Genomic DNA, 15,441 nt, shown 5'->3' on the forward strand with positions numbered 1-15,441 from the left:
GGCCGGAAACCCCGGGTGGTCAGGTGCGGGCGGGGACGGGGGTCTTTTCCTGCTCTTGTAGTTCCCGCAGGCGAGCGCCCTCGACGTCGATGTCGGGGACGATCTTGTCCAGCCACTTCGGCATCCACCATGCCCATTTGCCGAGCAGCACCAGCAGCGCGGGGATGAGCACCATGCGGACGACGAAGGCGTCGAGGGCGACACCGGCGGCGAGCGCGAAGCCCATGGACTTGGCGGTGACGTCGGACTCCAGCAGGAACGAGCCGAAGACCGAGATCATGATGATCGCCGCCGAGGTCACCACGCGCGCGCCGTGGTGATAGCCCTTGACCACGGCCTCGGTGGGATCGGCGCCGTGCACGTACTCCTCGCGCATGCGGGTCACCAGGAATACCTGGTAGTCCATGGCCAGGCCGAATACCAAGCCGATCAACATGATCGGCAGGAAGCTGACCAGCGGATGCGGGTCCTCGATGAGACCGAGCTCGCCCTCCTGGAAGATCAGCACGGTCGCGCCGAAGGTGGCCGCCATGGACAGCAGGAAACCGAGCGCGGCCGTCAGCGGGACCAGGATCGAGCGGAACACCAGGATCAGCAGGACGAACGCCGCGCCCGCCACGATCGCCATGTACGGGACGATCTTGCTGAGCAGGACGTGGTCGATATCGGCGTAGATCGCGGTGCTGCCGGTGATGCCGTAGGACATCTTGTACTGCTCGTTCAGCGCGGGTTCGGCATCGCGCGCCGACTGCACCAGGTCCTTGGTCGACTGCGCGTTGGGCCCGGCGTTGGGGATGCCGTTGATCAGCGCGCCCGCGCCGTCCTGGCTGAGCTGCGGCTCGGTGACAAGCTCCATGTCCGGATAGGACTGTAGCTTCTCGCGCAACGCGAGCAGCGCGGCTTCGCGCTGGTCGACGGGGGTGTCGCTGAGGTCGACAGCGATCTGCAGGATGCCGTTGCTGCCCTCGCCGAAGCCCTCGGTGCGCAGGTCGTAGGCCTTGCGGACGGTGGTCGACTTGGGCAGGCTGTCCTCGCCGGGCAGGCCGAGGTTCAGGTTGATCGCCGGCGCGGCCAGCAAGCCGAGCACCACGATGGCCAGCCCCATCGTCACGGCGGGCCATCTGGCGATGACCTTGGCCACCCGGGTGCCGTTGGTGACGACGCTGTCGTCCTCGGGATCGTGCTGGGCGATCAGCGGCAGCTTCGGTGTGAACAGGAACTTGCCGAACGCGCCGAGCAGCGCCGGCATCAGCGTGATCGCGGTGAGCACCGCGAACGCGGCCGCGATCGCGCCGCCCAGACCCATGAAGGTCAGGAACCGCACGCCGACGATGCTCAGCCCGACCAGCGCGATGATGACCGTCAGCCCGGCGAACACGACCGCCGATCCGGCCGTGCCCAGCGCCGTGCCCGCCGCTTCCTCGGCCGAATCCTGCACCGCCAGTTCGTGCTTGTACCTCGACACGATGAACAGCGCGTAGTCGATCGAGAGCGCGATGCCGATCATCGAGGCCAGGAACGTGGTGAAGCTGGGGATCGAGAGCACCGAGGTGGACAGGAAGATCAGCGAGGTGGCCGCGCCGAGGCCGACGATCGCGGTGATGATCGGCACGAACGCGGCGACGATCGCGCCGAACGCGACGACCATGACCACCAGCGCCACCAGCATGCCGATCATCTCGGACTTGCCGCTGGGCATCTCCTGTTCCATCGCGATGGTGCCGCTGATCTCGACCGTCAGCCCGGCCGCGCGGGCGGCGTCACCGACGGCGTAGGCGGCGTCGCGGTCCTCGGCCGTGATATCGGCGAATTCCTTGATCGTGAACGGCACGCTGAAGTACGCGACGGTGTCGGGGTCGGTCTTGTTCAGCACGTTCAGCGGTGCGCCGCTGCAGGTCGACGGGTCGCGCTCGGCCCCGAGACAGCCCATCTCCTCGGTCATCGCGATCGGATTCGGGATCGGCTTGCTGTGATCGACGATGTCGAGCTGATCGAGCCGGGCGATCATCGCGTCGAGCGCCTGCTTGTTCGCCGGGTCGGTGAGCTTCTGCCCGGCCGGCGCGCCGACGACGTAGGTGCCGGTCACGGCGTCGAAGGCGAAGGCCTCCGACATGCCGGGGAAGTGTTTGTCGAGGATCTCGGTCGCCCGTTCCGACGGCAGGTTGGGCATGCTGAAGTCGTCGGTCATCGGTTTCTGGAGCTGCGCGCCGAGGGCGCCGAGCACCAGGAAACAGATCAACCAGACGGGTAGCACGATCCATTTGCGGCGAAAGGCCAGCTTGCCCCACCGGTACAGATAGACGGACACGGTTTTTCTCCTCGCGGTGATCGGTGCGGAGCGGGAGGTAGAGCCGGGTCTAACCAGTCCGAGTCTGGTGCCAGGCCACCGCGATATCAAGCAACCTGCCAGGTGCGACGGGCGAAAAAGCAGGACGACCCCGCGATCCTGAGGGATCGCGGGGTCGTCCGGTTCGAGTGGGTCAGGAGACCGGAAGCGGCTGCTTCACCGTCTCGGCGCCCTGGTTACGCAGCTGTTCGAGCTTGGAACCCTCGACGTCGATATCGGGCAGGATGCGGTCGAGCCACTTCGGGATCCACCACGACCACTTGCCCATGATGACCAGCAGCGCGGGCACCACGACCATGCGGACGATGAAGGCGTCGATCGCCACACCGGCGGCCAGCGCGAAGCCGAAGGACTTCGCGGTGACGTCGGTCTCCAGGATGAACGAGCCGAACACCGAGATCATGATGATCGCCGCCGAGGTCACGACGCGGGCGCCGTGGTGGTAGCCGGAGACCATCGCGTCCTTGGGCGACTTGCCGTGCACGAATTCCTCGCGCATGCGGGTCACCAGGAACACCTGGTAGTCCATGGCCAGGCCGAATACCAAGCCGATCAACATGATCGGCAGGAAGCTGACCAGCGGCTGCGGGTCCTCGATCAGGCCGAGCTTGCCCTGCTGGAAGATCAGCACGGTGGCGCCGAAGGTGGCCGCCATCGAGAGCAGGAAGCCCAGGGCCGCGGTGAGCGGGACCAGGATCGAGCGGAACACCAGGATCAGCAGGATGAACGCGGCACCGGCCACGATCGCCAGGTACGGCACGATCTTGCTGAGCAGGACGTGGTCGACATCGGCGTAGATGGCGGTGGTGCCGGTGATCCCGTACTCCATGCCGAACTGCGCCTCGAGGTCGGCTTCGGCGCCGCGCGCTTCGGCGACCAGATCCTTGGTGGCCTGGTTGTTCGGGCCCGACTTCGGCACGCCGTTGAGCATGGCGCCCTGCTTGTTCTCGCTCCACTGCGGCTCGGTCACGTAGTCCATGCCGTCGTAGGACGCGAGCTTGTCGCGCAGCGCGCCGACCGCGGCCTCACGCTGGCTTTCCGGCACCGCGCTCAGGTCGGTGACGACCATCAGCACGCCGTTGCTGCCCTCGCCGAAGCCCTCGGTGCGCAGCTCGTAGGCCTTGCGGACGGTGGAGGTCTTCGGGGCCGAGTCCTCGCCGGGCAGACCAAGGTTCAGGCCGGCGGCGGGTGCGGCGAGCGCGCCGAGCACGACGACCGACAGGATCAGCGCGACCCACGGGGCCTTGCCGATCAGGCGGGCGAAACGCTGGCCGTTGGTGACCGAGCTCTCGTCCTCGGGATCGTGCTGGGCGACCAGCGGCAGCTTCGGCTTGAACAGGTACTTGCCGAAGGCGCCCATCAGCGCGGGCATCAGGGTGATCGCGGTGAGCACCGCGAAGCCGGCCGCGATGGCGCCGCCCAGACCCATGAAGGTCAGGAACTGCACGCCGACGATGCTGAGCGCGCCGAGCGCGATGATGACGGTCAGACCGGCGAACACGACGGCCGAACCGGCGGTGCCGAGCGCGGTACCCGCGGCTTCCTCGGCCGAGTCACGCACGGCCAGTTCGTGTTTGTACCTGGACACGATGAACAGCGCGTAGTCGATCGACAGCGCGATGCCGATCATCGAGGCGAGGAAGGTGGTGAAGCTGGGGACCTCGATCACCGAGGTGCCGAGCATGATCAGCGAGGTCGCGGCGCCGAGGCCGACGATGGCGGTGACGATCGGGACGACGGCGGCGACGATGGCGCCGAAGGCGACCACCATCACGATCAGGGCCACGCCCATGCCGATCAGCTCGGACTTGCCGCTCGGCTGCTCCTGCTCCATCGCGATCGAGCCGCTGAGCTCGACGGTCAGGCCGGCGTTGCGCGCTTCGGCGGCGACCTCGTAGGCGGCGTCGCGCTCGACGTCGGTGACATCGGTGACGCCCTCGATACTGAACGGCACGTTCAGCACCGCGACGCTGTCCGGCGCGGTCGAGCTCAGCACGTTGAGCGGTGCGCCCGAGCACTTCGACGGGTCGGGGTTGGCGAGACAGCCCATCTTGTCGGTCATCTCGATGGGGCTCATCAGCGGCTTCGAGTGATCGACGATCGGCAGCTCACCGAGCTTGGTGATGAGCGCGTCGACGGCGGCGCGGTTGGCCGGATCGGTGAGCTTCTGGCCCTCCGGGGCGCCGATCACGTAGGTGCCGGACACGGCGTCGAACTTGAACTGCTCGGACATGCCCGGGAAGTGCTTGTCGAGGATCTCGTTCGCACGGGCCGACGGCAGCGACGGCATGCTGAAGTCGTTGGTCATCGGCTTGCTCAGGGTGGCGCCGACGCCGCCGAGCAGCAGGAACAGCAACAACCAGACCGGTAGCACGATCCATTTGCGGCGGAAAGCGAACTTTCCCCATCTGTACAGGTATACGGACACGAGGGTGCTCCTAGCGCGAAGAACTCGGGTGGGATCAGGCTCGTAGACAGCACTTGCGGGTCTCCCCTGACGACCCGCCTCCACATCGTCGTTTTCTGCCTACCGTGCGGTAGGTAGACTACCGATTCAGTAAGTGGAGAGGCAACCTCAATTTCGGGGGCGCCGCGTAAGTCACACGCAGTGATGGGAGGATTGAATACATGGCTCCCCGAGACACCGTCGACGCCGTTTCCGCAGGTGGAGGCACTAAGCAGGCTATCCGCGACGCCGCGGTACAGCTTTTCGGCGCCAAGGGTTTCGAGCAGACGAGCCTGCGCGAGGTCGCCGATATGGTGGGGATCACAAAGGCTTCGCTCTACTACCACTACGCGTCGAAGCTGGATCTGCTCCTCGCGATCATCGATCCGATCATCGATCACATGCGCGACATCGTCACCGACATCGACGCGGTCCCCTACGACGACGAGGGCATCCGCGCGGTGCTGCGGACGTACCTGCGCGGGATGATCCGGCACCGCGCGGCGGGCGCGCTGTGCGTGCGCGACACCGCGGCGATCGTCAACGCCATCGCCGATCGCTACCCCGATCTGATGGAGCCGACCAGGGAACTGCGCACCTGGCTGGCCGGTCCCGACCCGGATCAGGAAGCCATGCTGCGCGCGGCCGCGGCCATCGAGGTGCTCGGGGTCGCGCTGCTGTCATCGGAGCTGGCGCCCGGCGCGACCGATGAGATGGTGGAGAAGACCCTGCTCGACGCGGCGACCTGCGTGCTGACCGCCTGCGGACGGTCGGCATGACCGGGCGGCCCGCCGCTCCCGCCCGGCCGACCGCGTAAGTTCGACTCGTGCATATCACCGCCAGGGTCGATTACGCGGTGCGAACGCTGCTGGAGCTCGCCGCGGCCGACGGCGTCGTCAAGGCCGAGGCGATCGCCGCCGCCGCGCAGATCCCGCCGAAGGTACTCGAGACCGTGCTGGCCGAGCTGCGCCGCGCCGACCTCGTGCTGAGCAGGCGCGGTCCCGACGGCGGCTACCGCCTCGGCAGGCCTGCCCCGGAGATCTCGGTGGCCGACGTGATCCGCGCCGTCGAATCGCCGCTGGCCTCGGTGCGCGGGCAGCGCCCCGAGGACGTGCGCTATCCCGGCGCCGCCGAACCGTTGCAGCAGGTATGGATCGCGCTGCGGGTCAACATCAGGGCCGTGCTGGAGAACGTCTCCATCGCCGATATCGCCACCGACCGGCTGCCGGGTTTCATCGGCGAGCTGATCGCCGACCCCGGCGCCTGGGTGCGGCGCGAGCCGCGCACGCCCGCCGGCGCGTAATTCGTCCACAGGCCGGACTTGTCCACAGGGCGGCAAAAGTCGGCGGCGACGCTCACCCGCACGCGGTAGCCTGCGACCACCATGTTGATCACCCTGCTGCGGACCTACCTGGCCCCGTACCGCGCTCAGCTGGCCGGTGTCCTCGTGCTCCAGCTGATCTCGGTCATCGCGATGCTCTACCTGCCCAGCCTCAACGCCGACCTCATCGACAACGGCGTGACCAAGGGCGATATCGGCTACATCTGGTCCACCGGCCTGTTCATGCTCGCGGTCAGCTGCGTGCAGATCGTGGCCTCGTCGGCGTCGGTGTACCTCGGCGCCCAGGCGGCCATGGGAGCGGGCCGCGATATGCGCGGTGGCGTGCTGCACCGGGTCGAGACCTTCTCGGCCAGGGAGGTCGGCATGTTCGGCGCGCCCTCGCTGATCACCCGCTCGACCAACGACATCCAGCAGGTGCAGCTGCTCATCGTCATGTCGGTGACGATTCTGGTGATGGCGCCGATCATGTGCGTCGGCGGCATCATCATGGCGCTGCGCGAAGATCTGGGCCTGTCCTGGCTGCTGCTGATCGCGGTCCCCGCGCTGGCGTTGGCCATGGGCACGATCGTGGCCCGCATGGTGCCCGGCTTCCGGCAGATGCAGGCGCGCATCGATGAGGTGAACCGGGTGCTGCGCGAGCAGATCACCGGCATCAGGGTGGTGCGGGCGTTCGTGCGCGAACGCCAGGAGATCTGGCGCTTCGGGATGGCCAACACCGCGCTCACCGACGCCTCGCTGCGCGTCGGCAAGCTGATGGCGCTGATGTTCCCGACGGTCATGCTGATCAGCAACGTCACCGCCGTCGCGGTGATCTGGTTCGGCGGTCACCACGTCGACAACGGCACCATGCAGATCGGCTCGCTCACCGCGATGCTGTCCTACATCATGCAGATCCTGATGGCCGTCATGATGGCCTCGTTCCTGGCGATGATGGCGCCGCGCGCCGCCGTCTCGGCAGACCGGATCGGCGGGGTACTCGAGACCGAGTCCTCGGTCCGGCCGCCGCGGCTGCCGCAGCCCTTCGCCGCCGACCCGGCCGCGGTCGATGTCCAGTTCGCCGAGTTCGCCTTCCCCGGTGCGGAGAAGCCGGTGCTGCGCGGCATCCGGTTCCAGGTCGCCCCCGGCACGACGACCGCGATCGTCGGCGCCACCGGCTCCGGCAAGACCACCCTGATCAACCTGATCCCGCGGCTGATCGACGTCACCGACGGCGCGGTCTACCTCGGCGGCACCGACGTGCGCCACCTCGATCTCGAACTCCTGCGCGGCGGCATCGGACTGGTCCCGCAGAAGGCGTACCTGTTCTCCGGCACCATCGCGAGCAACCTGCGCTACGGCAAGCCCGAGGCCACCGACGCGGAACTGTGGCACGCGCTCGAGGTGGCCCAGGCGGCCGACTTCGTGCGCGAGATGCCGCAGGGGCTCGACACCCCGGTCGCCCAGGGCGGCACCACCGTCTCGGGCGGGCAGCGGCAGCGCCTGTGCATCGCCCGCGCGCTGGTGCGCAGGCCGCGCGTCTACCTGTTCGACGACTCGTTCTCGGCGCTCGACGTCGCCACCGACGCCAGGCTGCGTGCCGCGCTCAAGCCCGAGACCGCCGACGCGTCGGTGCTCATCGTCGCCCAGCGGATCGCGACCGTTCGCGACGCCGACCAGATCGTCGTCCTGGAGGACGGCGCGATGGCGGGCATCGGCACGCACGACCAGTTGATGCAGCGATGTCCCGAATACCGCGAGATCGTCGAGTCCCAGCTCAGTGTGGAGGAGGCTCGATGAGGCCCGGTGCTCCGGTACCCGGCGCGCCGGGTACGAAGGCCAAGTCGTTCGGACCGTCGCTCAAGCGCCTGCTGCGCAGGCTCGCGCCGGAACGCCTCGCCGTCGGCGTGATCGTCGCGCTGGTGATCACCTCGGTGGTGCTCAACACGCTCGGCCCCTACCTCCTCGGCAAGGCCACCAACCTGGTCTTCGACGGCTTCGTCGGCAAGCAGCTCGACCCGCGGTTCAGCAAAGAGCAGACCATCCAGATGCTGCGCGACCGCGGCGAGAACACCCGCGCCGACATGCTCTCGGCGATGAACGTCATCCCCGGCACTGGCATCGACTTCGACGCCGTCGCCCGGGTCCTGCTGATCGTGCTCACCCTGTACGTGGCGGCCTCGGTGTTCGGCTGGCTGCAGGGTTACCTGCTCAATATCGTCATCAACCGGACCGTGAAGCGGCTGCGCGACGACGTCGAGGACAAGCTGCACCGGCTGCCGCTGCGCTACTTCGACTCCGCCCCGCGCGGTGACGTGCTCAGCCGCGTCACCAACGACGTCGACAACGTCTCGCAGAGCCTGCAGCAGACGATGAGCCAGCTGCTGGTCTCGCTGTTCACCGTGGTCGGCATCCTGATCATGATGTTCTGGATCTCGCCGCTGCTGGCGCTGATCGCGCTGCTCACCGTGCCCGCGGCCATCGTCGTGACGGCGCAGATCGCCAAGCGGTCCAAGCCGCACTTCGTCGACCAGTGGAAGTTCACCGGCGCGGTGAACGCCTCGGTCGAGGAGGCCTACACCGGCCACGAGATCATCACCGCTTTCGGCCGCAGCCGCGAGGTCGGCAAGGAATTCGACGAGCGCAACCAGCAGCTCTACGACGCGAGCTTCAAGGCGCAGTTCATCTCCGGCCTGATCATGCCGGCCATCATGTTCCTGGGGAACGTGAACTTCGTGTTCATCGCGCTGGTCGGCGGCCTGCGGGTGGCCACGGGCAACCTGTCGCTGGGTGACGTCCAGGCCTTCATCCAGTACTCGCGCCAGTTCAGCCAGCCGCTCACCCAGATCGGCGCGATGGCCAACCTGCTGCAGTCCGGCGTCGCCTCGGCCGAGCGGATCTTCGAGATCCTCGACGCCGAGGAGCAGAGCCCCGACCCGGTGGTGGAGAACCAGCGCCCGGTCGATCGCGGGCGGGTCGAGTTCGAGGCGGTCTCCTTCGGCTACGACCCCGAGGTGCCGATCATCGAGCGGCTGTCGCTGGTCGCCGACCCGGGGCACGTCGTCGCCATCGTCGGCCCGACCGGCGCGGGCAAGACCACGCTGGTCAACCTGCTCATGCGCTTCTACGAGCTCGACGCGGGCACCATCTCGATCGACGACGTCGACATCACCACCATCACCCGCGACCACCTGCGCTCGCGGATCGGCATGGTGCTGCAGGACACCTGGCTGTTCAAGGGCACCATCCGGGAGAACATCGCCTACGGCAATCCGAACGCCTCCGAGCACGACATCCTGGCGGCGGCCCGCGCCGCCTACGTCGACCGGTTCGTGCACGCGCTGCCGCACGGCTACGACACGGTGATCGACGAGGAGGGCGGCGGTGTCAGCGCGGGCGAGAAGCAGCTGATCACCATCGCCCGCGCGTTCCTGGCCAAGCCGTCGATCCTGATCCTCGACGAGGCGACCAGCTCGGTCGACACCCGCACCGAACTGCTGGTCCAGCACGCGACCGCAGCCCTGCGCCGCGACCGCACCAGCTTCGTCATCGCGCATCGCCTCTCCACCATCCGCGACGCCGACCTGATCGTGGTGATGGAGAAGGGCCGCATCGTCGAGCACGGCTCGCACGAGCGGCTGCTCGAGGAGCGCGGCGCGTACTACCGCCTCTACAACGCGCAGTTCGCGGCGGCGGAACTGTAGGAGACCGGCGCGTCACCCGGGCGGGTGACGCGCCGGGCAGTCCTGGCACGATGGGCAGGTGGCCGATCCCAGCGAGTTCTCCTTCTCCGTAGGCACCCGTCTCGACCGCGGGCGCCACGGCCGTACCGGCGTCATCGGTACCCCGCACGGCGAGATCGCCACGCCCGCGTTCATCCCGGTGGGCACCAAGGCGTCGGTGAAGGCGGTGCTGCCGGAGACGATGAAGGACCTCGGCGCGCAGGCACTGCTGGCCAACGCCTATCACCTGTACCTGCAGCCGGGCGCCGACATCGTCGACGAGGCGGGCGGTCTCGGTACCTTCATGAACTGGTCCGGCCCGACCTTCACCGACAGCGGCGGCTTCCAGGTGATGTCGCTGGGCGTCGGGTTCAAGAAGGTGCTCGCGATGGAAGCGGTCGACATCCGCTCCGACGAGGTGATCGCCGAGGGCAAGGAGCGCCTGGCCACCGTCGACGACGACGGCGTCACCTTCCGCTCGCACCTGGACGGTTCCAAGCACCGCTTCACCCCCGAGGTGTCGATGGGCATCCAGCATCAGCTCGGCGCCGACATCATGTTCGCCTTCGACGAGCTGACCACCCTGCTGAACACTCGCGGCTACCAGGAGAAATCGCTGCAGCGCACGCACGAGTGGGCGCAGCGCTGCATCGACGAGCACGAGAAGCTCACCGGCGAGCGCGGGCACCGTCCCTACCAGGCGCTGTTCGCGGTGATCCAGGGCGCCCAGTACGAGGACTTGCGGCGCAAGGCCTGTCGCGAGCTCGAGGAGATTCGGGGTGCCGGCGGAACGGAGTTCGACGGCTACGGCATCGGCGGCGCGCTGGAGAAGCACAATCTCGGCACCATCGTCGGCTGGTGCTGTGACGAGCTGCCCGAACACAAGCCGCGCCATATGCTCGGCATCAGCGAGCCCGAGGACATGTTCGTCGCCATCGAGAACGGTGCCGACACCTTCGACTGCGTGAATCCGTCCCGGGTGGCGCGCAACGCGGCGATCTACGTGGACCAGGGCCGGTTCAACATCAACACCAGCCGCTTCCGCCGCGATTTCACCCCGATCGACGAGAACTGCGACTGCTACACCTGCGCGCACTACACCCGCGCCTACCTGCATCACCTGTTCAAGGCCAAGGAGATGCTCTCGGCCACGCTCTGCACGATCCACAACGAGCGGTTCACCGTGCGGCTGGTCGACCGGATCCGCGCCAGCATCGAGGGCGGCTACTTCGACGAGTTCAAGACCGAATTCCTCGGCCAGTGGCAAGGCCGGATCAAGGCGCCGGGGGCGTAGCGGCGGACCGGAGGCCGGTCCGCCGCGGGCCGCCTAATCGTGCAGGGCGTCGACCTCGGCCGGGCCGTAGGTCGGTTCGGTCTTCTTGAGGAGCGCGATCACGCGGTAGGTGATCGGCATGACGATGATCTCGCACAGCGTCTTCCACACGAAGCCGACGATGACGTAGTTGACGAACGACTGCCAGGTGTTGATGCCGATGGCGGTGGCGGCGATCGAGCAGAAGATCAGCGTGTCGGCGAACTCGCCGATCACCGTGGAGCCGAGCAGCCGGGCCCACAGATGCTTCTCCTTGGTGCGTTCCTTGATCAGCACCAGGGTGGCCGAGTTCAGCAGCTGGCCGACGAAGTAGCCGGCCAGGCCGGCGAGCACCAGCTGCGGGGTGGTGCCGAGGACCGTCCGGAACGCTTCCTGGTTCTCGTAGAAGCCGGCGGCGGGCAGCCGGATCGCGATCGCGAAGCACGCGACGGTCAGCAGCAGCGCGCCGAAACCGGTGTAGATGGCGTGGCGGGTGGCACGGAAGCCGTACACCTCGCTGAGCACGTCACCGAGGATGTAGGCGAGCGGGAACAGGAAGAAGGCGCCGTCGGTCGCGATCGGCAGGATCTGCAGCGGGCCCAGCATCACCGATTGGTCGGCGAAGAACTCGACGCCCTTGGTGGCGCAGATGTTGGAGATGATCAGCGTCGCCGTGAACACGGCGACGATTACCGGGTAGAACCCCCGCGCAACCTGGGCGAATGCCGCATGGTCCGGCGCGGGGCGCCCAGATTCGGCAGGTTGGTCGAGCGTGTTTGCATCAGTCACGGCTCCTATCCAACCAAGGTCGCGGTGCCTCACGGGCGCCGGTTGTGGAATACGCTGTACCAATGACGAATCCCGGCGATTCCGACGAGTGGTGGAAGCAGTACGGCGGCTCCGGCGTGTCGCCGGAGTCCGGCGCGCCGGGCTCGGTGCCGCAGTACCCGTCCGCGCAGCCGTCGCAGCCTCCCAGCTACCCGTCGACGCCGCAGTACCCGCAGCAGCCCGCCCCTCCGCCGTCGCAGCCGCAGTACCCCAACTACCAGCAGCCCTCGGCGCCGCAGTACCCGCAGCAGCCACCGCAGCCCGCCTACGGCGCCTACCCCGCCGGGGGCGGTTACCAGCCCTACGGCGGGTTCCCGCAGCCGCAGGGCACCAACGGCCTGGCGATCGGCGCGCTGGTCTCCTCGCTGGTCGGCCTGTGCACCTGCATCGGGTCGATCGTGGGCATCGTGCTCGGTGTGATGGCGCTCAACCAGATCAAGGAGCGCGGCGGTGAAGGCCGCGGTATGGCGCTGGCCGGCATCTGGATCGGCGCGATCACCCTGGTGCTGGGTCTGCTGTACGTGGTCTTCGTCATCGTGCTCGGGGTAGCGGGCGGGCTGGATTCCTCCACCTCGTACTGACTTTCCGGAAAACGAACAGGGGCGCTTCCGTATCCGGAAGCGCCCCTGACGTTTTCGTCAGCCGGGAATCAGCCCTTGACGACCTGCGTGCCGCCGGCGAACTTGTCGTGCCAGCCCTGCTTGTTCGGGTCCTGGGAGATGGTGATCATGATGTAGATCGCCAGGCCCAGGCTGATCAGGCCACCGACGCACGGGATCAGGCCGACGATCTGGAACAGGTTGCGCTTGGCCGACTGCTCCGGGGTCAGGTTCGGCGCGCCACCGGGGGCGACGACCCGCAGGCCCAGCATCTTCTTGCCGAGCGAGGTGCCCTGGGTGACTTCCATGGCGATGAAGTAGCCGTAGACCGCCAGCGAAACGACAGCGCCGCTGACGAACTGGTAGGTGTTACCGCTGAACACCAGCGCCAGCACGATCGCGAGCGGGAGGCTGACGATCAGGTTGTCGATGACGCGCGCGCCGATCCGGATGCCCAGATCGGCAGGCTGCACGCCGCCGTAACCCTGCTGGCCGTAGCCGCCCTGGCCGCCCGGGTAGGCCTGCTGGCCGTACTGGTCCTGGCCGTAGGCCGGCTGCTGCTGGCCGTAGGGGTCCTGGTTGTAACCGGGCTGGGGCTGCCCGTACGGCTGCTGCTGCCCGTATCCCGGCTGCTGCTGGCCGTAACCCGGCTGCTGCTGGCCGTAGGGGTCCTGGCCGTAGCCGCCGGGCTGACCGCCCTGCGGGTACTGGTTGGGGTCGTAACCACCGCTGGTCATAAATTCGTCCTCGTCGTGATCAGGAGATCGGTCGATGCGTACGTTACGGACATCCCTCTGGTCGGAACAACCCGATAGGCTCGAGTATCCATGGTTTTCCCGGTATCCGCGCCGGGTCGAAAACTTCACGGAGCTCGGCTGTTGTCCGCGCGGTGTAGCCGAGGGAGCCGGCGAGGGCCGCCACCACATCCTCGGGCGTGTTGCCCAGGGCGCGCTGATCCGAAAGACTCACGGCACCGTCGCGTTTGGCCAGTCGCTTGCCCTCCTGGTTGAGCACCAGCGGGACGTGCGCGTAGCTCGGCGTGGCCAGGCCGAGCAGTTCGGCGAGGTAGGCCTGGCGCGGGGTCGACGGCAACAGGTCGTCGCCGCGGACCACCTGGTCGACGCCCTGCGCCGCGTCGTCGACGACGACCGTCAGGTTGTAGGCGGGGATTCCGTCGCCCCGCCGCAGCACCAGATCGTCGACGGCGCCACGGTATTCGCCGTGCAGGAGATCGGTGATCGCGTAGTCGTCGACGTCGGCGCGTAATCGCAGCGCGCCGCGCCGTCCTTCGGTGCGCTTGGCGGCGCGCTCGGTGTCGGTGAGGTGGCGGCAGGTGCCCGGGTAGGCGCCCATCGGTCCGTGCGGCGCGGTCGCGGCCTGCTGGATCTCGCGGCGGGTGCAGAAACACTCGTAGGTGCGTCCCGCGGCGGTGAGCTCGGCGATGGCGGCGTCGTAGCGCGCGAGCCGCTCGGACTGGCGCACCACGGGGCCGTCCCAATCGATACCGATGGCGGCGAGGTCGTCGAGCTGGCGTTCGGCGGCGCCGGGGCGGACCCGATCGAGATCGTCGATCCGGAGCAGGAAGTCGCGTCCGGTCGTGCGGGCGAACAGCCACGCCAGGATCGCGGTGCGCAGATTGCCCAGGTGCAGTTCACCCGAGGGGCTCGGGGCGTACCGGCCCGCGCCGGTGGAGCGGCTAATTGGCACCGGACCATCCTATGCGGCGGACGGGTGGCACAGCCGCGGCCGCAACTGCTCCTCGGCGATGGGGCCGCCCGTGTCCAGCGCGGCGAGCAGGACGGCGGCGTGGGCGATCAACCCGGCCCGGTCGACGTCGTGCTGCTGCGCATTCGCCGGGTAGGTCCCGAGCCGCTCGCTCGCGCGGCGCAGCAGAGTACCCGCGCCCTTGGCGTTCCCACGCTGGATGTGGGTGATGCCGACGGCGTATTGCGCCAGCCCCTGCCAGAGCATCCGCTCGGCTACCGGCCTGTTCTTCCATGCCGCCTCCAATACCTCATGGGCATTGAAAGCCAAACCGTCGTCCAGCAGTTGCTGAGCGAAGGTGAGAGTTTGCTGGGGTGCCAGCTCCAGGTCGTCCGGAATTCGGGCGACTCCGGCACTGCCGGGAGGTAGCGGCCTGCCGAGTCGGTCCCTGGGGCGGTCGTTGCGGGCACGACCTGCGGCGTCGCGATCACGGGAGATCATTCCCCCATGATCCACGGCCGCCGTTCGTGGTGCCCGAGGGGCGGCTGGGACAGTCGAGAAATTGACGTATCACGGACTAATCACATGGAAGTAAAAGTTGATGTGTCAGCCGGTTCGGGAATGGGTACAGGGGTCCGGCAATGCTCCCGCAAACGTGAAGCTTCGCAAGCTTGGCAAACCCATATGAGAAAGCAAATTCTCATCCGCAAACTTGCGGAAGACCTGCTAGTGTTTCTTCCGCGGGGGCAGCCCCCGGAGGCGGAAACGCCTCGATGCGCTGGTTCGTGCCGGTCGGTTGCGCGCACCGTGTGGCAGTGCTCTGTGTGCCACGAAGTAACTCGTCGATCGCGCCGGATATCGGAATGTTGCAACGATTCCTGGAGTAATCCCGTTCTCGATCATGCAAAGGAGTAAGTGCCGTGGAGGTTGATGTGACGGACGCTGTGTGGCGGAAGAGCACCTACAGCGGACCCGATGGGAACTGCGTGGAAGTGGCCTTTCTCGCCGGCGGCGATGTCGCGGTCCGCGACACCAAGGATCGCGGTCGCGGTCCCGTGCTGGCCTTCGGACCGGGAGAGTGGCGCGCGTTCCTAGCCGACGTCACCGCGGGAGAGTTCGCGCGCGGCTGAGCCGCACCATGCGCCTCGAGAAGGCAGCACGGGCC

Annotated in this window: 13 protein-coding genes; 7 read left to right on the forward strand and 6 right to left on the reverse strand. The window is 67.6% G+C overall.

Features of this window, described 5'->3' with window-relative positions; all coding sequences use genetic code 11:
- Positions 1-19: 19 nt before the first annotated feature.
- Complete coding sequence (locus ATM97_RS28575; RefSeq protein ID WP_218721288.1) at positions 20-2,308, reverse strand: MMPL family transporter; 2,289 nt, start codon at positions 2,306-2,308, stop codon at positions 20-22.
- Between the two features lie 172 nt (positions 2,309-2,480).
- Positions 2,481-4,775 carry an MMPL family transporter gene (locus ATM97_RS28580; protein ID WP_218721289.1) on the reverse strand — a complete coding sequence of 765 codons (2,295 nt, stop codon included), beginning with the start codon at positions 4,773-4,775 and terminating at the stop codon, positions 2,481-2,483.
- 200 nt (positions 4,776-4,975) lie between these two features.
- Here ATM97_RS28580 and ATM97_RS28585 point away from each other — a divergent pair, with 200 nt between their 5' ends.
- The 5 genes from ATM97_RS28585 to tgt all read left to right on the forward strand — a co-directional run bounded on the left by ATM97_RS28585 (position 4,976) and on the right by tgt (position 11,127).
- A complete protein-coding gene (locus ATM97_RS28585; protein WP_218721290.1) occupies positions 4,976-5,572 on the forward strand; it encodes a TetR/AcrR family transcriptional regulator in 597 nt (198 codons plus the stop codon).
- Positions 5,573-5,619: 47 nt separating this feature from the next.
- Positions 5,620-6,096 (forward strand): Rrf2 family transcriptional regulator, encoded by a 477-nt coding sequence (locus tag ATM97_RS28590; protein WP_218721291.1) that lies wholly within the window; start codon positions 5,620-5,622, stop codon positions 6,094-6,096.
- Between the two features lie 81 nt (positions 6,097-6,177).
- Complete coding sequence (locus ATM97_RS28595) at positions 6,178-7,911, forward strand: ABC transporter ATP-binding protein (protein WP_218721292.1); 1,734 nt, start codon at positions 6,178-6,180, stop codon at positions 7,909-7,911.
- On the forward strand, positions 7,908-9,815 hold the full coding sequence (locus ATM97_RS28600; protein ID WP_218721293.1) for an ABC transporter ATP-binding protein: 1,908 nt from the start codon (positions 7,908-7,910) through the stop codon (positions 9,813-9,815). The genes ATM97_RS28595 and ATM97_RS28600 overlap by 4 nt, the downstream gene beginning before the upstream one ends.
- A 58-nt stretch (positions 9,816-9,873) precedes the next feature.
- Complete coding sequence (gene tgt, locus ATM97_RS28605) at positions 9,874-11,127, forward strand: tRNA guanosine(34) transglycosylase Tgt (protein ID WP_218721294.1); 1,254 nt, start codon at positions 9,874-9,876, stop codon at positions 11,125-11,127.
- 33 nt (positions 11,128-11,160) lie between these two features.
- On the opposite strand, the gene ATM97_RS28610 is transcribed toward tgt, so the two are convergent.
- Complete coding sequence (locus tag ATM97_RS28610) at positions 11,161-11,934, reverse strand: queuosine precursor transporter (RefSeq protein ID WP_374104915.1); 774 nt, start codon at positions 11,932-11,934, stop codon at positions 11,161-11,163.
- Positions 11,935-11,996: 62 nt separating this feature from the next.
- Between ATM97_RS28610 and ATM97_RS28615 the strand changes: the two genes are divergently transcribed.
- Positions 11,997-12,554, forward strand: a complete 558-nt coding sequence (locus ATM97_RS28615; protein ID WP_218721295.1) for a DUF4190 domain-containing protein — start codon at positions 11,997-11,999, stop codon at positions 12,552-12,554.
- Between the two features lie 68 nt (positions 12,555-12,622).
- On the opposite strand, the gene ATM97_RS28620 is transcribed toward ATM97_RS28615, so the two are convergent.
- The 3 genes from ATM97_RS28620 to ATM97_RS28630 are packed head-to-tail and all read right to left on the reverse strand — an operon-like array spanning position 12,623 to position 14,777.
- A complete protein-coding gene (locus tag ATM97_RS28620; protein WP_218721296.1) occupies positions 12,623-13,309 on the reverse strand; it encodes an RDD family protein in 687 nt (228 codons plus the stop codon).
- Positions 13,310-13,352: 43 nt separating this feature from the next.
- Positions 13,353-14,273: a tRNA glutamyl-Q(34) synthetase GluQRS gene (gene gluQRS / locus ATM97_RS28625; RefSeq protein WP_308248656.1), complete on the reverse strand. Its 921-nt coding sequence runs from the start codon at positions 14,271-14,273 to the stop codon at positions 13,353-13,355.
- A 15-nt stretch (positions 14,274-14,288) separates the two neighbouring features.
- On the reverse strand, positions 14,289-14,777 hold the full coding sequence (locus ATM97_RS28630) for a DUF309 domain-containing protein (RefSeq protein WP_218721298.1): 489 nt from the start codon (positions 14,775-14,777) through the stop codon (positions 14,289-14,291).
- A 431-nt stretch (positions 14,778-15,208) separates the two neighbouring features.
- Between ATM97_RS28630 and ATM97_RS28635 the strand changes: the two genes are divergently transcribed.
- On the forward strand, positions 15,209-15,406 hold the full coding sequence (locus ATM97_RS28635) for a DUF397 domain-containing protein (RefSeq protein WP_308248653.1): 198 nt from the start codon (positions 15,209-15,211) through the stop codon (positions 15,404-15,406).
- The last annotated feature ends 35 nt before the right edge of the window (positions 15,407-15,441 follow it).

It is taken from the genome of Nocardia sp. MH4, assembly GCF_019266065.1.
Taxonomy (GTDB): Bacteria; Actinomycetota; Actinomycetes; order Mycobacteriales; family Mycobacteriaceae; genus Nocardia; species Nocardia canadensis.